The organism is Stenotrophomonas maltophilia group sp. msm4 (assembly GCF_032025605.1).
GTDB lineage: Bacteria > Pseudomonadota > Gammaproteobacteria > Xanthomonadales > Xanthomonadaceae > Stenotrophomonas > Stenotrophomonas sepilia.
The window spans coordinates 658,104-682,238 of the sequence record NZ_JAVSKK010000003.1 but is presented as its reverse complement, the minus strand read 5'-3'; the positions used below and the strand labels follow the sequence as shown (position 1 = coordinate 682,238).

Annotated in this window: 27 protein-coding genes; 13 read left to right on the top strand and 14 right to left on the bottom strand. The window is 67.4% G+C overall.

What is annotated here, in order from left to right:
* Window positions 1-9: 9 nt before the first annotated feature.
* Window positions 10-2,598 (bottom strand): methyl-accepting chemotaxis protein, encoded by a 2,589-nt coding sequence (locus ROV93_RS17405; RefSeq protein WP_072167280.1) that lies wholly within the window; start codon window positions 2,596-2,598, stop codon window positions 10-12.
* Window positions 2,599-2,805: 207 nt separating this feature from the next.
* Here ROV93_RS17405 and ROV93_RS17400 point away from each other — a divergent pair, with 207 nt between their 5' ends.
* From ROV93_RS17400 to ROV93_RS17390, 3 genes are all read left to right on the top strand, one after another.
* Window positions 2,806-3,531: a hypothetical protein gene (locus ROV93_RS17400; protein WP_072167281.1), complete on the top strand. Its 726-nt coding sequence runs from the start codon at window positions 2,806-2,808 to the stop codon at window positions 3,529-3,531.
* 54 nt (window positions 3,532-3,585) lie between these two features.
* Window positions 3,586-4,425 carry an arylamine N-acetyltransferase gene (locus tag ROV93_RS17395; protein ID WP_072167282.1) on the top strand — a complete coding sequence of 280 codons (840 nt, stop codon included), beginning with the start codon at window positions 3,586-3,588 and terminating at the stop codon, window positions 4,423-4,425.
* Between the two features lie 272 nt (window positions 4,426-4,697).
* Window positions 4,698-5,414, top strand: a complete 717-nt coding sequence (locus ROV93_RS17390) for an ABC transporter substrate-binding protein (RefSeq protein ID WP_061478210.1) — start codon at window positions 4,698-4,700, stop codon at window positions 5,412-5,414.
* On the opposite strand, the gene ROV93_RS17385 is transcribed toward ROV93_RS17390, so the two are convergent.
* Window positions 5,398-6,309, bottom strand: coding sequence for a LysR substrate-binding domain-containing protein (locus ROV93_RS17385; RefSeq protein ID WP_032954576.1), 912 nt, complete (start codon window positions 6,307-6,309; stop codon window positions 5,398-5,400). The two genes, ROV93_RS17390 and ROV93_RS17385, sit on opposite strands and share 17 nt — an antisense overlap.
* A gap of 98 nt (window positions 6,310-6,407) precedes the next feature.
* On the opposite strand from ROV93_RS17385, the gene ROV93_RS17380 reads away from it, so the two are divergent.
* Window positions 6,408-6,551, top strand: coding sequence for a hypothetical protein (locus tag ROV93_RS17380; protein ID WP_176698770.1), 144 nt, complete (start codon window positions 6,408-6,410; stop codon window positions 6,549-6,551).
* A 7-nt stretch (window positions 6,552-6,558) separates the two neighbouring features.
* Here ROV93_RS17380 and ROV93_RS17375 read toward each other — a convergent pair whose 3' ends face one another.
* Window positions 6,559-7,125, bottom strand: coding sequence for a GIY-YIG nuclease family protein (locus ROV93_RS17375; RefSeq protein WP_072167283.1), 567 nt, complete (start codon window positions 7,123-7,125; stop codon window positions 6,559-6,561).
* Between the two features lie 133 nt (window positions 7,126-7,258).
* Between ROV93_RS17375 and ROV93_RS17370 the strand changes: the two genes are divergently transcribed.
* Window positions 7,259-8,041 (top strand): D-alanyl-D-alanine carboxypeptidase family protein, encoded by a 783-nt coding sequence (locus ROV93_RS17370; protein WP_072167284.1) that lies wholly within the window; start codon window positions 7,259-7,261, stop codon window positions 8,039-8,041.
* A 13-nt stretch (window positions 8,042-8,054) separates the two neighbouring features.
* Here the strand turns inward: ROV93_RS17370 and ROV93_RS17365 are convergent, their stop codons facing one another.
* Together ROV93_RS17365 and ROV93_RS17360 are read right to left on the bottom strand one after the other, a co-directional pair.
* Window positions 8,055-8,648, bottom strand: coding sequence for a TetR/AcrR family transcriptional regulator (locus ROV93_RS17365; protein WP_065178823.1), 594 nt, complete (start codon window positions 8,646-8,648; stop codon window positions 8,055-8,057).
* Window positions 8,649-8,664: 16 nt separating this feature from the next.
* Window positions 8,665-9,261, bottom strand: coding sequence for an NAD(P)H-dependent oxidoreductase (locus tag ROV93_RS17360; protein WP_072167285.1), 597 nt, complete (start codon window positions 9,259-9,261; stop codon window positions 8,665-8,667).
* A 125-nt stretch (window positions 9,262-9,386) separates the two neighbouring features.
* Between ROV93_RS17360 and ROV93_RS17355 the strand changes: the two genes are divergently transcribed.
* Window positions 9,387-9,920 carry a hypothetical protein gene (locus tag ROV93_RS17355; RefSeq protein ID WP_072167286.1) on the top strand — a complete coding sequence of 178 codons (534 nt, stop codon included), beginning with the start codon at window positions 9,387-9,389 and terminating at the stop codon, window positions 9,918-9,920.
* A gap of 33 nt (window positions 9,921-9,953) precedes the next feature.
* Here ROV93_RS17355 and ROV93_RS17350 read toward each other — a convergent pair whose 3' ends face one another.
* Entirely contained in the window at window positions 9,954-10,781 is an 828-nt protein-coding gene (locus ROV93_RS17350; RefSeq protein ID WP_072167287.1) for an isocitrate lyase/phosphoenolpyruvate mutase family protein, read from the bottom strand.
* Window positions 10,782-10,946: 165 nt separating this feature from the next.
* On the opposite strand from ROV93_RS17350, the gene ROV93_RS17345 reads away from it, so the two are divergent.
* The 4 genes from ROV93_RS17345 (at window position 10,947) to accC (ending at window position 14,328) form a co-directional block, all read left to right on the top strand.
* Entirely contained in the window at window positions 10,947-11,675 is a 729-nt protein-coding gene (locus ROV93_RS17345; protein WP_180890728.1) for a DOPA 4,5-dioxygenase family protein, read from the top strand.
* 292 nt (window positions 11,676-11,967) lie between these two features.
* Window positions 11,968-12,411, top strand: a complete 444-nt coding sequence (gene aroQ, locus ROV93_RS17340) for a type II 3-dehydroquinate dehydratase (RefSeq protein WP_053498267.1) — start codon at window positions 11,968-11,970, stop codon at window positions 12,409-12,411.
* Between the two features lie 59 nt (window positions 12,412-12,470).
* Entirely contained in the window at window positions 12,471-12,950 is a 480-nt protein-coding gene (accB, locus tag ROV93_RS17335) for an acetyl-CoA carboxylase biotin carboxyl carrier protein (RefSeq protein WP_019660824.1), read from the top strand.
* Window positions 12,951-12,960: 10 nt separating this feature from the next.
* Window positions 12,961-14,328, top strand: coding sequence for an acetyl-CoA carboxylase biotin carboxylase subunit (gene accC, locus ROV93_RS17330; protein WP_065178826.1), 1,368 nt, complete (start codon window positions 12,961-12,963; stop codon window positions 14,326-14,328).
* 133 nt (window positions 14,329-14,461) lie between these two features.
* Here accC and ROV93_RS17325 read toward each other — a convergent pair whose 3' ends face one another.
* Window positions 14,462-14,836 carry a hypothetical protein gene (locus ROV93_RS17325; RefSeq protein WP_072167288.1) on the bottom strand — a complete coding sequence of 125 codons (375 nt, stop codon included), beginning with the start codon at window positions 14,834-14,836 and terminating at the stop codon, window positions 14,462-14,464.
* On the bottom strand, window positions 14,833-15,798 hold the full coding sequence (locus ROV93_RS17320) for a hypothetical protein (RefSeq protein WP_072167289.1): 966 nt from the start codon (window positions 15,796-15,798) through the stop codon (window positions 14,833-14,835). Before ROV93_RS17320 ends, ROV93_RS17325 begins: the two co-directional genes overlap by 4 nt.
* Before the next feature lie 164 nt (window positions 15,799-15,962).
* On the opposite strand from ROV93_RS17320, the gene prmA reads away from it, so the two are divergent.
* The 3 genes from prmA to fis all read left to right on the top strand — a co-directional run bounded on the left by prmA (window position 15,963) and on the right by fis (window position 18,084).
* Complete coding sequence (gene prmA, locus ROV93_RS17315) at window positions 15,963-16,883, top strand: 50S ribosomal protein L11 methyltransferase (RefSeq protein WP_072167303.1); 921 nt, start codon at window positions 15,963-15,965, stop codon at window positions 16,881-16,883.
* A gap of 42 nt (window positions 16,884-16,925) precedes the next feature.
* Entirely contained in the window at window positions 16,926-17,693 is a 768-nt protein-coding gene (locus tag ROV93_RS17310; protein WP_072167290.1) for a DUF3426 domain-containing protein, read from the top strand.
* 115 nt (window positions 17,694-17,808) lie between these two features.
* A complete protein-coding gene (fis, locus tag ROV93_RS17305; RefSeq protein WP_005419706.1) occupies window positions 17,809-18,084 on the top strand; it encodes a DNA-binding transcriptional regulator Fis in 276 nt (91 codons plus the stop codon).
* 95 nt (window positions 18,085-18,179) lie between these two features.
* Here the strand turns inward: fis and ROV93_RS17300 are convergent, their stop codons facing one another.
* Genes ROV93_RS17300 through ROV93_RS17275 form a run of 6 tightly spaced genes read right to left on the bottom strand, consistent with a single transcriptional unit; the run spans window position 18,180 to window position 23,980 of the window.
* On the bottom strand, window positions 18,180-19,175 hold the full coding sequence (locus ROV93_RS17300) for a phosphatidate cytidylyltransferase (RefSeq protein WP_072167291.1): 996 nt from the start codon (window positions 19,173-19,175) through the stop codon (window positions 18,180-18,182).
* Entirely contained in the window at window positions 19,172-19,801 is a 630-nt protein-coding gene (locus tag ROV93_RS17295) for a lysophospholipid acyltransferase family protein (RefSeq protein WP_072167292.1), read from the bottom strand. The genes ROV93_RS17300 and ROV93_RS17295 overlap by 4 nt, the downstream gene beginning before the upstream one ends.
* A gap of 13 nt (window positions 19,802-19,814) precedes the next feature.
* Window positions 19,815-20,252, bottom strand: coding sequence for a hypothetical protein (locus tag ROV93_RS17290; protein WP_072167293.1), 438 nt, complete (start codon window positions 20,250-20,252; stop codon window positions 19,815-19,817).
* Entirely contained in the window at window positions 20,249-21,577 is a 1,329-nt protein-coding gene (locus tag ROV93_RS17285; RefSeq protein WP_072167294.1) for a phosphatase PAP2/dual specificity phosphatase family protein, read from the bottom strand. The genes ROV93_RS17290 and ROV93_RS17285 overlap by 4 nt, the downstream gene beginning before the upstream one ends.
* Window positions 21,577-23,328: a bifunctional alpha/beta hydrolase/class I SAM-dependent methyltransferase gene (locus tag ROV93_RS17280; protein WP_072167295.1), complete on the bottom strand. Its 1,752-nt coding sequence runs from the start codon at window positions 23,326-23,328 to the stop codon at window positions 21,577-21,579. Before ROV93_RS17280 ends, ROV93_RS17285 begins: the two co-directional genes overlap by 1 nt.
* A 34-nt stretch (window positions 23,329-23,362) precedes the next feature.
* Window positions 23,363-23,980, bottom strand: a complete 618-nt coding sequence (locus ROV93_RS17275; RefSeq protein WP_072167296.1) for a CDP-alcohol phosphatidyltransferase family protein — start codon at window positions 23,978-23,980, stop codon at window positions 23,363-23,365.
* Window positions 23,981-24,135 lie beyond the last annotated feature (155 nt).

The following is a 24,135-nucleotide window of genomic DNA, read 5'->3' as shown; positions in this document are numbered from 1 at the left end:
GGCTCGGCTCTACAGTGTTCCTGCAGCCGATGTAGCGCCGAGCCTACGCTCGGCTGACCAGGCCGCCGCGGCGCGCGCCTGCGGCATCGACTGCAACCGGAACGCGCCCACCGCGTCGGCCAGGGCACGCACCTGGACCTGCATCTGCGCCGTGGAGGCACCGGCCTCTTCCACCAGGCTGGCGTTGCGTTGGGTACTGGCTTCCATCTGCACGATGGTCTGGTTCACCTGTGCGATGCCGGCATGCTGGTCCTGCGACGCACTGCGGATACCCGCCAGCAGCTCGGCCAGCTGCTGCACGCTGCCGACGATCTCGCCCATCGTGATGCCGGCCTGTTCGGCCTGCTGGTTGCCCTGTCCCACACGCGCCACCGAATCCTCGATCAGGCCCTTGATCTGCTTGGCCGCCTCTGCGCTGCGTTGTGCAAGCAGGCGCACTTCCGCGGCCACCACGGCGAAACTGCGGCCCTGCTCACCGGCACGCGCCGCTTCCACCGCAGCATTCAGCGCCAGGATGTTGGTCTGGAAGGCGATGCCGTCGATCAGCTGGGTGATGTCGCCGATGCGGCGTGATGCCTCGCTGATGCCCTGCATGGTCGCCACCACCTGGCCGACAGCCTCGCCGCCGCGCTGCGCCACCGCAGCCGCACCCTTGACCAGCGCGTCGGCACGGCCTGCGGCATCAGCATTGCGACCGACCGTATCGGTCAGTTCGTGCATGGAAGCGGCGGTCTCTTCCAGGTTGGCGGCCTGCTGCTCGGTGCGCTGTGACAGATCTTGATGACCGGCAACGATCTCGCCAACGCCGGTATCGATACTGGAGGTGGCGTGCTGGATGCGGGTGACGATGCGGCCCAGCTGCGCGACCGTCGCGTTGGCATCATCGCGCATGCGCGCGAACACGCCCTGCAGCTCACCCTCCATGCGCACACTGAGGTCACCACGGGCCAGCGCGGCCAGCAATGCCTGCAGGTCGCCGAGGTTGGTTTCAAACGTCGCCAGCAGGCGGTTGATGCTGGTCGACAACGTGCGCACGAAGCCCTGCTTGCCCTCCAGCGCGATGCGACCGTGCAGGTCGCCGTGTGCTGCAGCATCGACCAGCGCAGCGACCTCGGTTTCCAGCAGGGTCTCCAGCGCACGACTGCGCCATTCCACCGCTACGCCGAGGAATTGCCCTTCATCGATGACGGGGTTGGCAATCAGCTGGTAACGCGTGCCAGCATGGCCGATCTCGCGCTCTTCGCGCTGGCGCACGCCGGCCAGGCTGGCCAACGCCGGATGCAGGCGTACCGCGTCGCTGCCCACCAGCGCTTCGTTCCGCAGGTCAAGCAGCTGCAGCAGTGCCGGGTTGGCGTAGGCGACCTGCCCTTCCGCATCGATCACCATCAAACCGGTCTGCGCACTGTCCAATGCCTGGCGCACCCGGGTGTTGCCGCGCGCCACGGCACGCTCGGTCTCGATACGCGCGCGCAGGCGCTGCTGCATGTCGACCAGGCGCTGCGCCAGCTGGCCGATCTCGTCGTTGGCGTTGTAGACGCGCAGGGTGGTGTCCAGGCGGTCGTCGGCGATGTCGCTGGCGAAGTGCAGGGTGTCCTGGATCGGCTGGCGCACTGCACGCAGCACCAGCACGAGGCTGGTGATCAGCACACCGGCGACCAGCAGCACGGTCAATGCAAACAGCACGCTCATCGTGCGCGCACCAGCCTGCTGGCGGGTCTGGGCACGGGCCAGTGCCGCGGCTTGTGCCTGCTGGAATGCGGCCAGCGCAGGCGCTACGCCCGCAGCGGTATCCAGCAGCGACTGCGCTTCCACATCCAGGCCGACACGGGCAGCGGTATACCCCAGCAATGCGGTCTGATACGCCTCCATTCCGGTGCGCAGGGTGTCCTGCGCATCCGCGGGCAGGCCCGCCAGCGCGAGATCGAACGGCAGCTTTTCTTCGCTGGCGCGGTCGGCGTGGGTGGAATCACCGTCGAGCAGCAGCAGTGCCTCCTGCCGCCGCATCTTCTGCAGGGACAACGCCAGCGCATCCCGCTGCTGCGCATCCACCTGCCCCTGCAGCGTGTCTGCAGCCTGTTGCAGCTGCGCGGCGAGGCCGGCCTCACCACGGCCCATCTCGTCGACCCGTTCGAACAGGGCGGCAACACCCTGCGAGAACGCGCCTGCAGCTTCGGTCAGCGCCTGCAGGGCCTTGCGCCGGCCTGCATCCATCGGCATCGTGCGCAGCGCCCGCAGATCGTCCTGCAGCGCCTTTTGCGTGGCAAGCAGCTGCGCGCGGTCGGCATCATCGAAACTGCGTGCATACTGGATCTGCAGGCGGCGCGCTTCGGCCACCCGCGTGGCCAGGCGCGCGGCGAGGTCACTGCCGCGCTGGTAGCTGGCCTGGCTGCGCGCAGCCTGCGTGCTGGCATGCCCGGTCCAGGCGTAGACGGCTGCGATTGCGACCAGTCCCAGGCCACAGACCCACAAGGTCGCCTTGAGCTTGTTGGCTACGCTCAGCCGATGCGGTTGCAGCCACAGCAGCAGGCCGGAGGACGCCGGGCGCAGCGCCGCAAGCCGCGTGCGCAGGGACCGGAGGTGGGAGACAACGGCCGACATGACAGGCTCCAGGTAGAGGGACGCACCTGTATCGGCCGTATGCGAAGAAACTTTAGGTCCAATCTTCTTCCTCGCGGATCCGATCTCGCTTCTTGTACCGGCAACAAGCGACGATGCGATGACAGAGAACATCTCCATTTCTCATCTCCTGAGAATCCCGACTGATAGAACTACGTTTCACACAATTACCTCGGAGCAACTGCAGCCATGCTCATCAGCACGGTACCGAGTCAGATTCAGACGCTTGGCATCCCTGTCGGGATCGGTACTGTCATAGTGGTCCTCGCAACCATCGTGCGCTGGTTCTTCGGACCTCCTATGGACAGCTTCCACCGCTGGAGAGAGTCAAAGCATCGGGATCGCGAGTACTTGCTGAAGATCGCGGATCATTCAGAGGATGATCTGGAAGCAAGCTGGGTAAAGGAGTCCACATTGCAGGAGGCATTTCGAGGGCGCTATGGCCTCCTGGTCGGGCGCGAGGAGCGCCGGGCCTACTTCAGCCTCATGCGCTGCTACTCGCCAAGCATCAAATGGCGCCATATCAGGGGCATAAGTACACTGGCACGGCGCAGCATGGATGGCACCAGCATTGAATTTCACATGCCCAAGCGAGAGCGCCGCTGGCGATACGCCGCCGGTGCTACTGGCATGATCTTCTATCTGTTCGGCAGCATGCTTTGGGTTGAAGGCCTGCTTTCCGCCATGCATGGCTCTTGGGCGGGAATCGTTCTGGGGGTTCCGGTCGCAGTACTTGGCGCTTTCACAACGCGCGTATCCCTGTTCCCTCTGCAGAGCTACGATGCAATTGGGAAAGTTATCCAGCCTAACGAGCGTAATGAGTTTCTTTTGATCCCAATCCCCGAGGCAAAAAACCAGAGCCCCTCCTCTCTCAAGCCGGCATCAATTGACGCTATGCCGCGCCGCCGCGCTTGACCTCAACCCCGGTTGGGGGAGCACAGTGGACGTTCCTCCCCGCCCGGTGCCGCCATGACGACGCTCGATGTCCCCCGCTACCTGCAGCGCCTGCAGCTGGATGCACCGCCACCGCGGACGCTGGCCGGCCTGACCCTGCTGCAGCAGCGCCACAACGCAGTGCTGCCGTTCGAGACCCTCAGCTGCCTGCTGCGCGATGCGGTACCGATCGACCTGGACAGCGTGCAGCGCAAGCTGCTGGACGAGCGCCGTGGCGGGTACTGCTTCGAACTCAATGGGGGCCTGCTGTCGCTGCTGCAGGCGCTGGGCTTCGATGCGCAGCCATTGACCGCGCGCGTGCTGCTGGCTGCCCAGGACGGCGAACTGACCGCACGGACCCACCTGCTGCTGCGCGTGCAGGTGGACGGCGATGACTGGCTGGTGGATGCCGGTTTCGGCAGCCTGACCCCGACCGTGCCGCTGCGGCTGCATGATCCGCAGCCGCAGGCCACGCCGCACGAACGCTATCTGCTGCAGCGGCTGCCTGGCGAGGGGGATTTCGTGCTGTACGCCGAATCCGGTGACGGCTGGCGGGCGATGTACCGTTTCGACCTGCACGTGCCCGCACCGATCGACAACGTGGTGGGCAACTGGTACGTGTGCACCCATCCCGACTCCAGCTTCCCTGGCCAACTGCGCGCGTCGCTGACCGGGCCGGACTGGCGACGCACCATCGGCAGCGGCAACTACACCGAGTACCGCCCCGGCCAGGCACCGGACAAGCGTCCGCTGCACGATGTTGCCGACGTGCGCGACGTGCTGCAGCAACGCTTCGGCATGCAGTTGCCCGAAGACCCGCGGCTCGATCCGGCGATCAACGACTGGCTGCAGCGCTCACGCGCCGCGACCTTGTAGAGCCGAGCCCATGCCCGGCTGAGCTTGGGCGGCTGGGTCAACAGCAGCCGAGCATGGGCTCGGCTCTACGGAACCGTGCGCGCCTGCAACGCAATCCGGTTGCCTTCACTTTCGCAGATCTCGGCCACGCTCCAGGCTCACCTCCAAGTCCATGCCCACACCTGCGGCCTCGTCGGCAAACGGAAGGTAGGCCATCCTGCAGTCGTGCAGCATGACACTCCTTGCAGGGCAGCGCTGGCATGCTGGGTGCCCCTTTCCTCGCGGAGTCCTGCATGTCCCTGGCCGATCACCAAAGTGCGCTGGCACCGCAGGGCTTCCTGCGCGTGGCGATCAACCTGGGCAACCCGGTGCTGGCGCAGGGCGATGCGCACTCGCCGCGCGGACCGTCGGTGGAGCTGGCCGCGATATTGGCGCAGCGCCTGGGTGTGCAGGCACGCTTCACCTGTCACGATGCCGCAGCCTCGGTGGTCGCTGCGGCAGGCGAAGACGGCTGGGATCTGGCCTTCCTGGCCATCGATCCGGCACGTGCCGACCGCATCGCCTTCAGTGCTCCGTACGTGGAGATCGAAGGCACCTATCTGGTGCGCGAGGACAGTCCCGCGCAGCAGGTGACCGACCTCGACCGCGAGGGGCTGCGCATCGCGGTGGGCCGCGGTGCAGCCTACGATCTGTTTCTCAGCCGCGAACTGCGCCACGCCACGATCGAACGGGCCGAGACGTCGGCGGCTGCGATCACCCTGTTCGATCTGCAGCGCCTGGATGCCGCCGCCGGCGTGCGCCAGCCGCTGCAAGCATGGGCGCGGGCGCATCCCGGCCACCGCGTGCTGGCTGACCGTTTCACCGCGATCCAGCAGGCGGTGGCGGCGCCGGCATCCCGCCCCGCCGACGCGCTGCAGGCGCTGTTCGAAGAAGTGGAGGCGATCAAGGCCGGCTCGCTGCTGGAGGAGGCATTCGCGCGCGCCGGGCAGGCGGTCACGCTGGTGCGATGAGTGTAGCGTCCGCCATGTGCCGCACGTGTTCGGCAGCCTGCGCGTGCAGCCAGTCGCGGAAGGCAAGAAAGCCGCGGTGGCGGGCCGAACGCTGCGGGTAGACCAGCCAATGCGGCCAGGCGGTTTTCAGGCGCAGGTTGGACAGCGCAACCAGTTGGCCGGAATCCAGCAACAAGCGCGCCCGCGTCACCCGCCCCAGCGCCACGCCCACCCCGTCCAGCGCCGCACGGTGGTGTGCCTCCGAATCATCCAGCACCGCTACGAAGCGCGACGGCGGGGTCTGCCCGCTCAACGCGAACCAGGCCCCCCACGCGCCATCGGGGTCCCCCAGCAGTGGCCACTGGTTCAGTGGCACCCGGTCGATCCCTCCCATGCGTTCGATCAGCGCCGGGCTCGCCATTGGCAGCAGCCACTCGTCGAACAGCGGCTCAACCACCAGGCCCGGCCACTGCCCGCTGCCCAGCCGCAGCGCGGCGTCGAACTGGCGCTGCCGCTCGAAATCAATCAGGCGCTCACTCGACTGCAGGTTGATCTCGATCTGTGGGTGCTCAGCCACGAAATGCCCCAGGCGCGGCACCAGCCACGCCGACGCCATCGACGGCACCGCACTGATCGTCAGCACGTGCTCGGCGCGGGCCGCATAGGGCTGGAAGGCTTCGTTGATCGCATCCAGATGCGGGCCGACCTGGTCGAGCAGGCGCTGCCCCTCCAGGGTGAGGGCGACGCCACGCGGTTGGCGGACCAGCAGTGGCTGCCCGAGCCGCTCTTCCAGCTGGCGCATCTGATGGCTGAGCGCACTGACGGTCAGGTTCATCGATGCCGCTGCCCGTGACAGGTTGCCCAGCCGCGCGGCGGCCACGAAACCCTGCAGGGCATGAAGGGGCGGACGGGACATCAGGCTTGAATTCCTCTCAAGGCATGCTTGCGGAAATGTCGCTTTTTGCCCGCCCATGCTGCCCGTATCGTGCAATCCACTCAAGTGGAGGCACGCTCATGAACATCTTCGGCAGCCTGTTGTTCCTGCACGGCCATGTGGCCAACGCCGAGCTGGCACGCCAGCTGGCCAGTCCGTCCACCGACTCCCCTGCGTGCGCGGCGCAACCGGCCGCGCCGGTTCAGCAGCCGGGGACCCGTTGAACGCGGCTCAACCTGTGTACCAGCGTTGGACGTATTCAGGCAGCCAGGGCATTGGATCGATATCCAGTGCCCGGCAACCGTCGAGCGTGTCACGCAGCACGCCCTCGCCGGGGCCACCGGAAATCCGCAGTCCTTCCTCTTCCGGAAGCTGCACCACAGCCCAGTCGTGCAGCCGGTCCATGCGCAGGCGCATCGCCACCTGCAGCCACGCCTTCAGCGGGTAACAGCGATAGCCTTGTTCACCCAACGCAGCAATTGCGAGCGACAAGGCCTGGTTGGCACCACGTACCCATTCAGTACGACCCCCAGCCTTGTGCTGGATCGTCATCGGTGCCGGTGCGCGGTGCGCCTTGAACGGCGAACGCAGCTGCAGCTCCAGATCACGTGCATCACGCTCGCCCTCCGCTTCCACCAGCGCACCGGCATCGAGGTCGAAGAACTCGAACCAGCGCCGATGCAATGCGCTGATGCGTCCGAGCGGATCACGTGAAAAGCCGATCTTCGCGTAGTCCTCCCACGCACACGGGAAGACGTAGGTAAAGACACGACCATCGATGCGGATATCCGATTGCATGTGCGCAGGCTGCCTCCACCTCAGCCCGGGCGCAACCGGGCGCTACCGTGCACGCTGCAGCGCACCGGCAGTGCGGCTTCGTGCAGCCGGCACGAACTATTCTTGCTGACTGTCGCTGCCATCTCCGCCCGCCATGCCGTCTGCTGCGCCCGCCCCCCTACCGATTTCATCCATCACCCTGGAAGCGGCAACCTCTGCGGTGATTCACCAGCACAACGCTGAAACCGCGCGGCAACCGGCATCGCTGACCAAGCTGATGACCGCCTACGCCGCCTATGCGTGCGTCGAAGAGAACGGACGCTCGTGGGACGACCCGGTCACCATCGCCGCCGACGATGTGCATGCCGTGGCCGATGATGAAACGCGCATGGGCCTGGCGCCCGGCGAGACAATCACCCTGGCGCGCCTGCTGGAAGGGTTGATGGTGGTGTCCGGCAATGACGCTGCATTGGCGATCGCGCGCCACCTGGACGGATCGCAGGCCGCATTCCTGGAACGCATGAACCGGCACGCACGCCAGCTCGGGCTGCGCAGCACCTGGTTTGCCAGCGTGTCCGGCATCACCACACCGCACCATGTCTCCAGCGCGCGCGACATGGCGGTGCTGGCCGCCCGCCTGTTGAACGATCATCCGCAGATCCTGGCGATCACCGCGCAGCGCGCGTTCGCCCATGGCAGCTTCAACCGCAGCAACCAGAACGCCCTGCTCGGCGAAGACGGCGTGGACGGCTTGAAGACCGGCTACACCCAGGCCGCAGGCTTCTGCCTGGCCGCCACCGCGTGCCGGCCAGTACCCGGGCGGGACCAGCCGGTACGGCTGATCACCGTGGTGTTGGGCTCTGCAAGCCGCGACGCGCGCGACGCACTGGTGCGCGACCAGTTGGCCGCGGGATTCGCCGCCCTGGCCGGCGGCTGACCGCTCGTGCGGCTCAGCGCCGCTTGACCGTCGCCACGATCAGCCGCTGCAGCTCGGCCACGGCACCGGCCTTGTCCAGCGCGCCGGCAGCCACACCCTCTGAAAGGGCTTCAGCCGCACCGAGGATGGCCCAGCGCCCGGCCAGCGACACCGTGCCGTCGGCCGCGAACGGGCCCAGCCAGACCTGGCAGTTGTCGATGAAATCCTGCTGGTAGCGCCGCCGCACCTCATGCAGTTCCGGCGCCCCCACCAGCGCGGCGAGGATGCCTTGCACTTCACTGCCCTGGCTGAGGACGCAGTCGATGTAGCCGGAGGCGATAGCCGCCGCCCGATCGACCAGTTGCGCCCGGGCGCGACCGATACGCTCGTGGAAGACCACGGTCTGGCGTCCGTCATAGTCATCGTAGAGCGCCGCCAGCAAGCCATTGCGGGTCACGAAGTGATCATAGGCCACAGGCTTGGTCACGCCCGCCGCTTCGGCCAGCCGCCCCAGCGTCAACGCTCCGGTACCTTCTTCGCGGACCAGTGCCCAGGCCACATCCAGCAACTGGCGGGTGCGTTGCTCCCGGGTCATTCGGCGGCGCGTGGGGGTGGCGTTGGCGGGCATCGGCGGAGCACGGCGATCAGCGCATCGGAACACCAATTTTACGGCCGATCGCCAGCGCGGTCTGCAGATGCGCTTCAGCGGCACCGGTATCGGCGTCCAACAGCAGGTGGGACGACAGCACGCGCGCGCCGCAATAGTCGAAGATGCCCATGTCGATCTGGGTCCTCATTGCCGCGTCGTAGCCACGACGTTCGACCATGGCTGCGTCGGCGCCGCCCAAGCCGACCAGATGCACATTCAGGCGCTGCAGCTTCTTCACCAGCCTGCCCTGCGCATCCTGTGCGTAGGCCCAGTCGTTGGTGAACACACGGTCGATCCAGCCTTTCAGCAGCGCCGGGAACGACCACCAGTACAACGGGAACACCAGCACCAGGGTATCGGTGGCATCCAGCCGCGCGTGCTCGGCAGCGACATCGGCCGGTACCGCGCCGGTGCTGCGGAACAACGCCTGGTCCTGCGGGTTGAAGCGCGGATCGAAGCCTTCGGCCATCAGGTCGGCATAGGCCACGGTGTTGCCGGTGTCGGCCGCGGCAATGGCATCACCGATGCGACGCGCCATCGCGTGGGTCAGCGAACCGGGCTCAGGGTGGGCGATGACAATGAGGCTGTGCATGGAGATCTCCAGGAATCGATACTTACTAATGGTAAGTAGCGATTCCGGGGAAACCAGCGCCACCGGTGGGACGCTGTTTTCGCGTCCAACGTATAGTGCAACGATGCCCTGTGGGACATCCGGACATGGATCGACGCCTGCCCCTGGCGATACTGACGCTGCTGCTGTCGCTGTTGCTGCCATCCGTCTTCGCGGGTGAACTCAGTCCCAGTGACGCGAAAGCCCTGCGCGAAGATGTGCGCGCCCTGATGACTGCCTACGCCCGCGGGGATGCGGACTTCCTCATCGAGCGCACGCATCCCAGCCTCAAGCGGCTGGCCGGCGGCGATGAGGCCTTCCAGGCGATCACCCGCGATGCGTTGAAGAAGCAGCACAGCGGCGGCGTGGTGGTCATCAGCGAGGACGTCGGTGTGCCGACCCGGACCTATGCGGCCGGGGAGGAAGAAGTCTGCTTCGTGCCACGCCAATCCCTGGTACGGGTGCGTGAAACCCCGATGCGCAGCACCACGTTCATGGTGGCCGTGCGCCGCATTGGCGGTTCCGGGTGGACATATCTGGACGGCACGGGGCTGCAGGACAATCCACGCCTGCTTCGCCAACTGCTGCCAGCGTTGGAACCCGGCGTGATCCTGCCCAAGCGGGAGATCGAGGCGTTGTAGTCGCCGGCCCTTCCCGCCATGCAGGGCGCGGGGCTACTGGAACAACGCGTTCAAGGCCGCCCCGGACGCCGCCTGCTGCAGGCCATCGAAGCGTCCGTCCTGCACGATCGGCTGGGTCGCCTGCATCAGTCCAGCCCACGCGGCACGCGCCAGCGCACCGCCCAGGCTGACCCGGCGAACGCCAAGTGCGGCGATGTCCTGCAGGCTCAGTGCTGTGGGGCCAGCGACCAGCAGGTTCACCGGCTTGGAGCCCGCGGCGGCGACCACCGCACTGATCTGCTCGCGCGTACTGATGCCCGGTGCATACAGCACATCGGCTCCGGCCTCGGCATAGGCACGCAGGCGCCGCAGGGTGTCCTGCAGATCCGGTACGCCCACGAAGAAGTTCTCCGCTCGCCCGACCAGCAGCACGTCGCCGCCCGCGCGGTCGATGGCCGCACGCGCCGCGCGCAATCGCTCGACCGCCTGCTCGATGGGCCTCAGTGGTGCATCGGCCAGGCCGCTGGCGTCCTCGATCGACAACGCCGCGATGCCGGTATCGAGCGCCGCGGTCACCGCCTCCTCCACCGCCTGTGGCGTAGCGCCGAAACCATCACCGAAGTCGGCATTCAATGGCAACGGGGTCGCCGCCGCCATCAGTCGCAGGTGCTCCAGCGTGGCCTGCAGCGATACCGCGCCGTCCGGCCGCCCCTCACTCCAGGCGCAGCCGGCACTGGTCGTGGCCAAGGCCTGGAAGCCCTGCCGTTGCAGATAGCGCGCACTGCCGACGTCCCACGGATTGGGCAGCACGAAGCATCCTGCTGCATGCAACTGGCGGAAGCTGGCGCGCTTGCGCAGGGTGTCGGCATCAGGCGAGGCCATGGCGGGCTCCGGGGCGGCAAACCTGCACCCTAGCCCGCCGTTCGGTCGCGCTCAAGGCGACGAAGGCAGCCGTGCATGAAGTGATGCCGGCTGCTTATTGGACGCCACCGGCAGCCGTGCCCGAGCGTGGACGCCTGCCCCCCCAATGCCGCCACGGAGCACCTCATGCACCCGGACCCGCAGCCCCTCATCGACCCGGGCGACGATGACGCCCACTGGGCCGACGTGCTTTCGCCCGCCCGCCGGCGCCTGATCGCGTCGGCCGGCCTGGCCGCCGGCGGCCTGGCCAGCGCGTCCACCGCCACCGCCGCCGCGCGCGTCGGCAGCGCCGTGAACACCACCGAGCCCGGACGACCCGGCTTCCGCGCCATCGTTCCGCCAGCGTCCAAGGGCCGCAGCCCCTGGGGCCAGGCCACGGCCAGCGAACCGACCCCGCGCCCGGCCAGCGTGCGCCCCGGCGAGGCCACGTTGCCCACCGCCCCGCGCGCCTACACCGACATCAAGAGCTACCACGCCCATATCTATTTCGATGAGGACAGCTTCGAGAAGGCAGCCCTGCTGCGGCGCTGGGCCGCCGAGCGCTTCCCGGTGGAGCTGGGCAACTGGAACCTGGAGCCGCGTGGCCCGCACGTCACCCCCTCTTTCTACTTCGGCTTCACCAACGACCTGCTGCCGGTGCTGGTGCCCTGGCTGCAGCTCAACAGCCTGGGGCTGACCATCCTGATCCACCCCAATACCGGCGACGGTCGCGCCGATCACCTGTACTACGCGTTGTGGGTGAACCGCGCTCAGCCGGTGAACGCCTACAACTGGCCGGCGCCGCAGCCGGGGGAACAGGAGCCGTTGGAGGAGGTATTCCCGAACGTGGTGCCGACGGTACCGTTGGAGACCTGAGCGATCAGCTGACAGGCAACTCCCTGGTAAGGGCACAGCGGCTGCGCCCTACGCCTCCTCATCCACGCAGGGTGTGGCTCTGCCGATGAGCGGCCCGGGCGTGATCGTCGGCCTACGTGCTCGCAACCACCGCAAGCACGCCGTTCAGCGCGCCTTGATCCAGCGCCCGCCGTACGGCGACAAGCCCTGCGGCGAATTTCAAACGGACGATTGAAACGCTGCAAACTTCGCCGAACTGGACAGCATCCGCCGGTTCCGCCAGACTGCCGCCCTTTCCCGTCTTCCGGATCCCATGGCGAAGCTGCTGGTCCTGCACGGCCCCAACCTCAACCTGCTCGGCACCCGCGAGCCGGAGGTGTACGGCCACACCACGCTGGCCGACATCGACCAAGCCCTGGCCGCGCAGGCATCCGCTGCCGGGCACGCCGTGGAGAGCCTGCAGTCCAATGCCGAGCATGTGCTGGTCGACCGCGTGCAGGCTGTGCGCAACGACGGAACCGCTTTCATCCTGATCAACCCCGCCGCCTTCACCCACACCTCGGTGGCCCTGCGCGATGCGCTGGCAGCGGTGGCGGTGCCGTTCATCGAGATCCATCTGTCCAACCCGCATACCCGCGAACCCTTCCGCCAGCACAGCTACTTCAGTGACAAGGCGGTGGGCGTGGTGTGCGGCTTCGGTGCCGACAGCTACCGCTACGCGATGGACGCGGCGCTGCTGCGCGTATCCGCCACCTGATTGTCGACCCGGGCGCCCACGGCGCTCTCCTCACCTAGATAGAAACCAAAGAGGCCCTCATGGATCTGCGCAAAATCAAGAAGCTGATCGACCTGCTGGAAGAGTCGAACCTGGCTGAAATCGAAATCAAGGAAGGCGAAGAGTCGGTGCGCCTGTCGCGCGCTCCGGTCGCTGGTTATGCCGCGCCGGTCGCAGCTCCGGTGTACGCCGCCCCGGCGGCGCCGGCGGCGCAGGCGATGCCGATGCAGTCGCCGACCGAAGCGTCCACCGGCGGCACCGCCAAGCCGGGCCCGGCGCTGCCGGAAGGCCATGTGCTGCGCTCGCCGATGGTCGGCACGTTCTATGCCTCGTCCGCCCCGGACAAGCCGGCCTTCGTCACCGTGGGCCAGCAGGTCAAGGAAGGCGAAACCCTGGCCATCATCGAAGCGATGAAGATGTTCAACCCGATCGAAGCCGACACCTCCGGCACCATCGTCGCCATCCTCGGCGAGAACGGCCAGCCGGTGGAGTTCGACCAGCCGCTGTTCGTGATCGGCTGAGGGGCGCGCCATGCTCGACAAAGTCGTCATCGCCAACCGAGGGGAGATCGCGCTGCGCATCCTGCGCGCGTGCCACACCCTCGGCATCCGCACGGTGGCCGTGCATTCCACGGTCGACCGCAACCTCAAGCACGTGGCCATGGCCGACGAGTCGGTCTGCATCGGTCCGGCGCCGTCGCCGCAGAGCTACCTCAACATCCCGGCACTGATCGCCGCCGCTGAAGTCACCGACGCCCAGGCCATCCACCCGGGCTACGGCTTCCTGTCGGAGAACGCCGACTTCGCCGAGCGCGTGGAAGAGTCGGGCTTCATCTTCATCGGCCCCAAGGCTGACACCATCCGCATGATGGGTGACAAGGTCGAAGCCATCCGCGCGATGAAGGCCGCTGGCGTGCCGTGCGTGCCCGGCTCGGGCGGCCCGCTGGGCGACGACATCGTCGCCAACACCAAGATCGCCCGTGAGATCGGTTATCCGGTCATCATCAAGGCGGCCGGCGGCGGTGGTGGCCGTGGCATGCGCGTCGTGCACGCCGAAGCTTCGCTGAAGACCTCGATCGAAACCACCAAGAGCGAGGCCAAGGCCGCGTTCGGCAATGGCGAGGTCTACATGGAGAAGTTCCTGGAGAACCCGCGCCACGTGGAGATCCAGGTGCTGGCCGACGGCCAGGGCAACGCCATCCACCTCGGCGAACGCGACTGCTCGATGCAGCGCCGCCACCAGAAGGTGGTGGAAGAAGCACCGGCACCGGGCATCACCGCCGAACAGCGCGAGCAGATCGGCAAGGTGTGCGTGGAAGCCTGCATCCGCATCGGTTATCGCGGCGCCGGCACCTTCGAGTTCCTGTACGAGGACGGCCGCTTCTACTTCATCGAAATGAACACCCGCATCCAGGTGGAGCATCCGGTCACCGAAATGGTCACCGGCATCGACCTGGTGGCCGAGCAGCTGAAGATCGCCGCTGGCCAGAAGCTGTCGATCAAGCAGAGCGACGTGGTGCTGACCGGCCATGCCATCGAATGCCGCATCAACGCCGAAGACGCTGAGACCTTCGTGCCGAGCCCGGGCACCATCACCGGCTTCCATCCGCCGGGGGGCCCCGGCGTGCGCGTGGATACCCATATCTACAGTGGCTATCGCGTGCCGTCCAACTACGACTCGATGATCGGCAAGCTGATCGTGCACGGCCCGGACCGCGAAACCGCCATCGCCCGCATGCGGGTGGCGCTGAGCGAGATGGTGGTCGATGGCATCAAGACCAACATCGCCCTGCAGCAGCGGATCATGCGCGACAAGGGCTTCCAGGCCGGTGGACAGAACATCCACTACCTGGAAAAGCGCCTTGCCGAGCGCAAGAACAAGCCGATCGCGCTGACCTGATCGTCAGCCGATGCTGGACAAGGAAAGGGCGGGGATATCCCCGCCCTTTTCTGTTTTCCTTCCGGCAGCGCCGAGCCGTTCCCGGCTTGCGGGCGAGTGCAGCCGAGCATGGCTCGGCTCTACTGATGCTGCTTCAGCGCGCGTCCGCCGCCGTCGCCGGAATCTGCGAATTGGCCAGCGGCCGCACGCCATTGGGCGAGGCTGGATCGACGATCACCATGGTCTCGGTCGAGCCATCCGGCCACACTACCTGGAAGGTGCTGCCAGCCGGCAGTGAAGCGAACGGCATGCCCGTCTGCGCGCGATAGACCGCAGCGACCTGGCTGGCGCCGGCGCGGCGCACGTCTTCCTGCGCCTTCACCGTGGTCAGTTCCACCTTCGACAGATGCCGGTACCGATCCTCGTAGGTATCGATCATCAGCAGGCCGACCGCACCGGCAGAGTAGGCCACGAACAGCGCCACCCAGAACCAGAACTTGGCCCCATGCAGGAATCGACGGTAATTCATCGCCCGTCCCTCTTTCCAATCAATCGCTTGATCCATTCCTTCATTTTCCCAGCACCTTGCCGCGATACCGCAGCGTCATACACGAAATCCCGGAAATCCTGCGCTCCATCCTGCGAACAGATCCCTCCGTTCGCACAAAAACTGTTGACCAGCACGCTGTCCGCTCCACACGGTAGACCGAGTTCGCAGGCCGCAAGCCGCCATGCAAGCTCACTGAGCTGTTCGCCCGCCACCAGGCCGTCGAGTGCGCTGTCACCGGCGGCACGCACGCCCATGCCCGGCGCGATCGCCATATAGGCCTCCGGATCACGCGAAGTGCGCACGCGCTCGACCAGGTCGCGGCGGTACTCGGCACTGTCATGCAACGGCTCACCCTCGGCGAACAGCGATGCTTCTGCGGCCAGATTGCCCTGCGCGGCCGCCTTGCGGCGTTCGGCCAGCACCAGCGCAGCGCCCAGCTTGTCGCCCGGAACGAAGCCGCCACACCGCTGCGCCACGCGCTCGCGGGCCTCGATCATCGCCGGCGCCGCGGTCAGGCCCAACCCGCTCAACACGTTGTTGTCCAAGCGGTAGCCACCCGGATCGAGCGCGTACTGCGCGCAATAGTCATACACGCGGCTGAGCATCCAGCGCGCTTCATGGTTGCCGGTATCGGCCTGTACGCGCAGGCGCTGGGCGAAGGCATACAGATCGCTGGCGTCTTCGATGTCGGCGCGGAGGTCCAGCGGCAGGCCCGACGGCAGCGTGTTGCCGCGCTCGACGGTGGCCAGCCGGCGCGCCAGGGCTTCCGGCACCACCGGCAACGCCGCTCCGCTGTCGCGGCTGGGCACGACGGTCGGCAGGTCCGGCGACGGTGATGCCACGCCCGCCGCATGGCCGCTGGCCCGGTACCCGGCCACGCCCAGCACGGCCACCGCCGGCAGCACGAGCAACCAAGTTTTCAGGGTCGGGGCGAAGGCCATCGGCGGCGGTGAGCGTTCACGGCGCACAGGAAAGTGTCGAGTTTAGCAAGGCCCGGCAGGCCTGTCTGAACTGCCCCCGTTCATCTCAAGATGGCATCTCACGCGATACGGAGACGCTCCGATGGTCTAGCATGGCCCCCTTTCCCGTGATTGCCCCCACCGCCATGCCGTTCCTGGAACTGACCCTGCGCTGCACCGAAGCCACCCAGCCCCGCTATGAAAATGCGCTGGAGGACGTCGGCGCACTGGCTGTGACCCTGCTCGATGCCGAAGCCGACACCAGCAACGAACAGGCCATCCTCGAACCCGGCGTGGGTGAAACGCCGCTGTGGGACACCCTGGTGCTGAGCGCACTGTTCCCCGCCGACAGCAATGCGCTTTTGCTGCTGGCCGCGCTGGAATCGTTCGATCCGGAACTGGACTGGAGCAACGGCAGCTTCCGCGCCGTCGAGGATGAAGACTGGGAACGCGCCTGGCTGGACCAGTTCCAGCCGATGGATTTCGGCAGCCGTACCTGGATCGTGCCGTGGAACCATGAACTGCCGGACGCCGCGCAGGCCGCCGATGCCGCCGTGGTGCGGCTGGACCCGGGCCTGGCCTTCGGCTCGGGCACCCACCCGACCACCGCCCTGTGCCTGCGCTGGCTGGACCAGCTGGCCGTGGACGGCCAGTTGCAGGGCCAGCGCGTGCTCGACTTCGGCTGCGGCTCGGGCATCCTCGCCCTGGCCGCGCTGAAGCTGGGTGCCGCCGAAGCGGTCGGCGTGGACAACGATCCACAGGCGCTGGTCGCCACCGCCGACAATGCCGAGCGCAACGGCGAGCAGGCGCGCATGCACGTGTACCTGCCGCAGGACGAACCGGTCGCCACCTACCCGATCGTGGTCGCCAACATCCTTGCCTCGGCACTGGACGCGTTGGCCGAGCTGCTGGCCGCGCGCGTCGCTGCCGGCGGCCGCATCGCCCTGTCCGGCATCCTGCATGGCCAGGAAGGCGAACTGTTGCAGCGCTACGCCGCGTGGTTCGACGACCTGCAGGCGACCCAGGATGGCGACTGGATGCGCATCACCGGCATACGCCGCGCCTGATCGTGATTGAATGACCGCTGGATCCGAGCCCGCACCCTGAGCATGTCCGAGCCGAACCCGCCGCGCCGCCCCTTGGCCACCTTCCTGCGCCCCACGTCGGAAGGCGAGGCTGCACCTGCGACCGATTCACGCACGCCCGACCCGGCGATGCAGGACATCCCGCCAGCCCAAGCCCGCGCCCCCCTCGAAGCGGCGCTGCCACCGATGGCGGAAACGCGACCGAGCGATGACATCGTCAACCCCGACGAAGCGGCCGTGATCGAACCCGTCCTTGCCGTTCCGGCCCCGCAGGCCGTGGCTGGGGATGCACCGAGTTTCCTGGGCACCTCGCGGCCACGCGCACTGCCGACGCCACGCTGGCACTGGGGGCTGGTCGCCGGACTGGCACTGCTGCTGGTCCTGCAGAGCGTGCTGGCCGATCGAGCGCGACTGGCCGCCGACGCCGGCAACCGCGCCTGGCTGGGCGCACTGTGCGGCGTATTGCGCTGCAACCTGCCGGCCTGGCATGAACCCACCGCGTTCACCATGACCAGCCGCGAGATCCGCCCCCTGCCGGGCCAGGCCGGCGTACTGCAGGTGCAGGCCAGCATCCGCAACGATGCACGCTGGGCACAGGCCTGGCCGGATCTGCGCCTGTCGCTGTCCGATGCCGATGGCCGGGTGATCGGCAGTGGCGTGTTCGCACCGGCGCAGTACCTTGGCGAAAACCCCGGCGCGGCCGTGCTGGAACCGGGCCAGAGTGCACGCATTGCGTTCCGCGTGCAGGAACCCGCCGCATCCACCGTCGCATTCACCTTCGACTTCCTCTGAGCAGGATAGAGGCGACCAGCCGTGGCAGGTCGGGCACGCTCGCGCTAGACTGGCCGCCACCACCTCGTCCGGCCGCGCGCTCCGCGCGCACGGGCCAACCGAATCGGGAACCCCCTTGAACGCTGTCCTCTCTCGTCCTGACAACAGTCGTGGCGCTCCCCGGCCACCGCTGCGTGAACACGTCGCCCAGTCCGTGCGCCGCTACCTGCGTGACCTTGATGGCTGCGACGCGGACGATGTCTACGAGATCGTGCTGCGCGAGATGGAAATCCCGCTGTTCGTGGAAGTGCTCAACCACTGCGAAGGCAACCAGAGCCGCGCCGCGGCGATGCTGGGCATCCACCGCGCCACCCTGCGCAAGAAGCTGAAGGAATACGGCATCAGCGCGTAAGCGCGCGTGGGTCGTGCCGGCCGCTGGCCGGCAACCCCATGAACGATGGCAGGACCGGTAGATCCACGCCATGCGTGGATCGAAGCCCGGCAGAATCATCCGCCTCCGCCCGCCTTCCAGTAGTACCTCACTACATGGAAGAACACGGGCGCGGCGAAGCACACCGAATCCAGCCGGTCGAGCATGCCGCCATGGCCCTCGATCATGTGGCCCCAGTCCTTGATGCCACGGTCGCGCTTGATCGCCGACATCACCAGCCCCCCCCAGAACCCCATCAGGTTGATCAGCAGCGACAGGCCGAACGCCTGCAGCGGCGTGAACGGGGTGATCCACCACAGTGCCGCACCCAGCGCACTGGCACTCAGCACGCCGCCCACGAAGCCCTCCACCGTCTTCGACGGCGACAGCTTCGGCGCGACCAGGTGCCTGCCCAGCAGCTTGCCCCAGATGTACTGCAGCACGTCCGAGGACTGCACCACGATCACCAGGAACGCGAACAGCAGCACGTTGCGCGACGGGTCATGGCCAGGCACGTGCAGGTTCAGCAGCAGCGGCACGTGCGAGATGCAGAACACGCAGATCATCAGCCCCCACTGCACCTTCGCGGTGCGCTCCAGGTAGTGCGTGGTGTCACCACCGATGGTCGACAGGATCGGCAGGAACAGGAATGCGTAGACCGGAATCAGCAGCGTGTACATGCCGTACCAGTCGATCCACACCAGGTAGTACTGCCACGGCAGCACGATGTAGAACGCGGCCAGCAGCGCGTAGTAGTCGCCCGAGCGGGTCGGTGCCAGAGTGATGAACTCGCGCAGCGCGAACAGCGAGATGATCGCAAACAGTACGATCACCCCCGGGCGACCGAAGAACAGCGCCAGCCCGACCACGATCGCCATCACCCACCAGGCGCGGATGCGCGACACCAGGTTGGCGATCACTGCACTGGGCTGCCCACGCTGCCGCCAGCGCAGGGTCTCGGCCACCAGCGTGGCCAGCACCAGCACCGCGCCGACGCCGGCAAACAGCAGGCCGGTCTGCTGGCCCACGCTGCGCGCGGCCAGGTCACCGGACACGTCCATCAGATAGCTCATGCGCGCCCTCCATTCGGCGCCAGGTCCAGCAGCGCCTGCCGGCTGCGGGCCAGGAATGCGGCCTTGTCCTCGTCGGCCTGCAGCCGCAGCGGCGTGCCGAACGTAGCCGTGCACAGCAGCGGCAGCGGCAGGAACCGGCCCTTCGGCATCACCCGCTTCAGGTTGTCGATCCACACCGGCACGAACTCCAGCTCCGGCCGTTGCCGCGCCAGGTGGTAGATGCCGCTCTTGAACGGCAGCAGCGGCTCATCGCCCACATTGCGCGTGCCTTCCGGGAACAGGATCAGCGAGCACTCTTCGTCGACCGCATCGCGCAGCACCTGCAACGGGTCCTGCTGGCGATGCCCGGCCTCACGCTCTACCAGTACACCGTTGAATACCGCATCGATCAGGTAGCGGCGCAGGCGGTCGCGCTGCCAGTATTCGGCGGCGGCCACCGGGCGTACCTGTCGCCGCAGCGCGGGCGGCATCGACGACCAGATCAGCACGAAGTCACCATGGCTGGCGTGGTTGCCGTAGTACACGCGGCGCTCGCTGGACGGCGCACAGCCGATCCACAGCGCACGGGCGCCGGTCACCACGTGGATCGCGCCACTGCAGGCGCGTGCAATCAGTTCGGCGAACATCGGCCCCTCCCGTTCACGTCTGCGGCCACACTACGGCCAGCACCAGTAGTGCGGCCTGCACTGCTGTCAGCAGGTACTGGCGCAGCAGCAGCCGGCGCATGCCGGCCCAACGCACGTCCCAGCCGCGCAGCGGCGCATCGGCCGGTGTGCGGCGCAGGCCACTGTCCTGCAGCAGCTGGTCGGTAAGGCGTGCAGCGGCTTCGCCATCCAGGCCTTCATCGCACAACAGCTGCAGCAGGCTCGCGTCCAGCCCGACCCGCCATGCATGGTAGGCCTGCATGAGCCCAGCGCCCACACTGAGCAGCAACAGCCCGGCGGCGATCATCGCCAACCCCGCTTCGATGCCCAGCAGCAGCAGCGCTACCAGCAGCAGCCCGAGTGACAGCAGCGCGGGCCAGCGTCCCTGGCGCAGCAGCAGCTGCATGGTCGCCAGTTCGGGAACGGCACTCATGCGCGCCCTCCAGCCGCTGCGGTGATGGCTTGCAGATGCTCCGGGCCCAGCACGATGCCGGGGCGTGCCGCACGCACGATGGCGACCGCCGCCTCGACTTCCGCGGCACGGCCCGTGCGCAGCAGCCACGTCGCCACGCTGGCGGCACTGCGTGAGTAACCCAATGCGCAGCACACCAGCAGCGGTCCCTGTACCCGCAGCCGTTCGATGGCCTCGGCGGCCTCGCACAACTGGTGCGGCGTGGGCACCACCAGATCCAGCATCGGCACGCTGGCATACGCCGCGCCCGGCGCGCGGCAGGACAGCTCGGCGCAGGCATCGATCACGCCCACCAAAGGTGCCGGCAATACCGTGCAGGGAATCCGGCCCAGCCACACGCCGTCCAGCACCGGCACCGGCTGCGGCGCACGCCGTGTCCACAGCCGCGAGTTGATCCAGGCGGCGCCCAGGTACGGTGCCAGCAGCCAGCGTGCCGCCATGGTCAGGCGACCATCGGCGCGCTTCTGGAACACCGCCGTACCCAGACCGGCATACGCCAGCGCCACCAGCAGCAGCGACACCACCGGCCACAGCAGCCACAACGCCGTACCCCGCAGCAGGACCACCGGCACCAGCAGCACAGCGGCCCCCAGCAGGTACAGCGCAGCCAATCGCCACCGCTTGGCATGCCGCACGATGCGCCAGGCACGCAGCGGTGGCGTGCCCTGCTCCGGCCACAACCACACGCACAGCCAGCCGGCCAGCAGGCCGGTCGGGATGTCGATGAAATGATGCTGGAACGTGGTCAGCACCGAGACGCCGATCAGCAGCGCCCACACATGCAGTACCCAGCGCCCGGCACCGTGCAGGTACTGCGCGAACTTCACCCACAGCACGATCAGCAGCACGATGTGCAGCGATGGCGCCTGGTTGAACGGCTTGTCGAAACCCAGCAGCACATCGAACAGCCAGCCGAACACACCGCCGATCTCCGGCCGCTCGAAACTGAAGCGCAGCGGCCACAGCAGGAAGCAGCTCACGGCGATCAGCTGTGCACTGAACAGCCGCAATGCGTGCCGGTCCAGTTCGAGGCGCTGCCGGCACAGGAAGAAGGAGACCGCGTAGAACAGGTCGATCGACCAGTACGGCACGATCGTCCATGGCACGAACGGAATCTGCGTTTCCCAGCCGAACGCCATCACCGGCAGTTCGGCGTGGCGGCCGGCCATCCAGTTGGCGAAGCCGTAGCTGGCAAAGAAGAACGGGCCCAGCAGGGCCAGCCACAGCAGCGCGCGCCGCCAGGGGCGCCCCGCCGTGGCAAGCGGAGTTGCAGCCAGCGTCGCCATCACGCGGTCCGGCGTGCCAGCGACACAGTGAAGATGCCGAAGTCATCGATGCGCTGCGTCACTTTCTCGAACCCGGCCAGGCGCACCAGTTCATCCATTTCCTGCTGGGTGCGGCGGCGCATCACCCAAGCAGCGCCACCACGATGACTGGTCAGCGCGCGGGCGATGAACTCCAGCTGCGGGTGCCAGGGCTGGCCGGTGTAGGCCAGGTAGCCACCCATCGGCACCGTTGCGGCGATGCCCTGCAGCGAGCGCAGCACGGCGTCGTTGTCGGGGAACAGTTCGTACAGGCCCGATACCACCGCCAGCGTCGGCGCCGGGTCGACCTGCGCCAGCTGCACCGGATCGAACGCATCGCCCTGTTCGAAACGGGCGATGTCGGACGCACCGAGGCGCTCGATCAACGCCTGGCCCTGGGTCACGTTCAGACCGCTGAAGTCGCGCAGCACGATGCGCTCGGCGCGTTGCTCGCCCTGGCCCAGCGCTTCCAGTACATAACGGCCATGGCCAGCGGCCACGTCCAGCACGCGCACCGGCATGCCCTGCCCACGCAGGCGCTGGGCGGCATCGCGCAGCAGTTCCTGCAGGTGCCGACCGCGAATGCGGATGCCGCGCCAGCCGATCGCATCCAGGTAGTTGCGGTCGACCAGGCGACCCAACGGGCCTTTGCCACGTGCTTCGTCGCGATAGATGTAGTCCAGCGTGCTGCCCGAATCGAAACCGGTCTGCAGGCCCAGTGCAATGCCTTCGGACAGTCTGCCGCCAAAGCGCAGGCCACCGCGCACCACGCGCCAGCGAAGATCGGCCAGGCTGTTGCGCTCGGGCGGCCAGGCCAGGATTTCAGACTCTTCAAATGTCGGCCCATGGCGGTGCGCATCGCGGCGCGACAGCTCGCGCAACGGCTCGGCGAAACGCGCCTGGATGAAGCTGCGGATGCGCGCCAGTGCCGGTGCCCGATCACGCTCGCCCAGCGTGTCGTGGAAGAAGCCCGGCAGATGCACGCGCTCCTTGATCGGGCTGGACAGGCGCTCGTAGAAGCGGTCCTGCGGGCCACGGTGCACGACGAAGTCCGAGCCGGACACCAGCAGCTGCACCGGCACGCTGATCGCCTGCGCATCGGCGACGATGCGATCGGCCGCCTCGTACAGGCCCAGCAGCACCCGCACCGAGATTGGCCGGGTGATCAGTGGATCGGTGCGGTAGCTTTCCACCCGCGCCGGATCGTGGGTCAGCCATTGCGGCTTGACGTAACTGTTGACGAAGAAGTTGCCGCGCAGCTTCTGCATCAAGGCCAGGCCCGGGCGTGCGAACGGCACGTACAGCTTCACCTTGAACGCCGGCGAGGCCATCACCAGCGCGCGCAGGCGTGGCGCGTAGTCGTGCACCCAGGTGGCGGCGACCACGGCACCCACGCTCTGCGCGATCACCACGATGTCTTCCACCGCGATGCCATGCTCGGCGCCGATGTGGGCGATGAAGCTGTCCAGGTCGCGCACCAGCGCCGGAAAGCCCGGTGCATCGCCACGCGCGCCCGGCGAACGGCCATTGCCGCGCGCATCCCAGGCGAAGAAGGCGGTGTCAGGCAGGTCCAGCTCATCGACCAGATGGGTAACACGCCCGGAGTGCTCGTGCCCGCGGTGCAGCAGCACGATGGCCCGGGTGGCCGGGGTGGCGGTGGTGCCGGCCCAGTACCGGTAGAACAGCGGTACCTGGTCGAAGCTGTGGAATTCCCGTTCCTGCGCCTGACGCATGCAATCTCCTGATTGTCTTTTTCTATCTGCTTGATTAATTTGGCGAAACTGCGGTTTCCCGCAGTCCGCGACGGACCCGGTTGATCATCGTCAGCACGCACAGCACCGCCATGGCCGCGGCCACGCCCGTGACCGTCATCGCGCCAACCCACTCAAACGCCAGCAGCAGGCCCAGCGCACCGATCACGAAGGCGCGGTCGCTCTTGCCCATCGGACCGTCATAGCGGCGGCTGGCGCCGACCATCAGCCCCAGCACGCCGGCGTATTCGCTCAGCGCCGCGGTCCAGGCCAGCAGCCACAGCGGCTCCGGGCGCACGCCCGGCACGCTGAGCAGGCTCAGGTACAGCGCCGCATCGGCGATCACATCGCACAATTCATTCAGATAGGCACCCAGCCGCGACTGCTGGCCGAATTCGCGGGCCAGCATGCCGTCCACCGCGTTGAGCGCCATACGCAGCAGCATCCACAGCGGCAGCAGCAGGTACAGCCACGGCTGGGCCGGCGCGCAGCACCAGACGGCGCCGGCCACCAGCAGCGAGACCACGGCAGCGACCACGGTCACCGCATTGGCGGTGATCCCCACGCGGTACAGGCCGCGTACGGCCGGACGCAGGAGGTCCTGAAAACGTCCTTTCAATGCATAGATCGACACGATCCGAACCCGCTGATCCTTGGCAGTTCCCGCACAGCCTACCCGATTGGGGCAGCGCGCCCCATCGAATTGATTGCGGCCCCCCCGGCCAGACGGTGCTGAAGGCGGCCACAGGCCATCGGTGCGGGTTGATTACCACCACCAGCGCCCGCCAC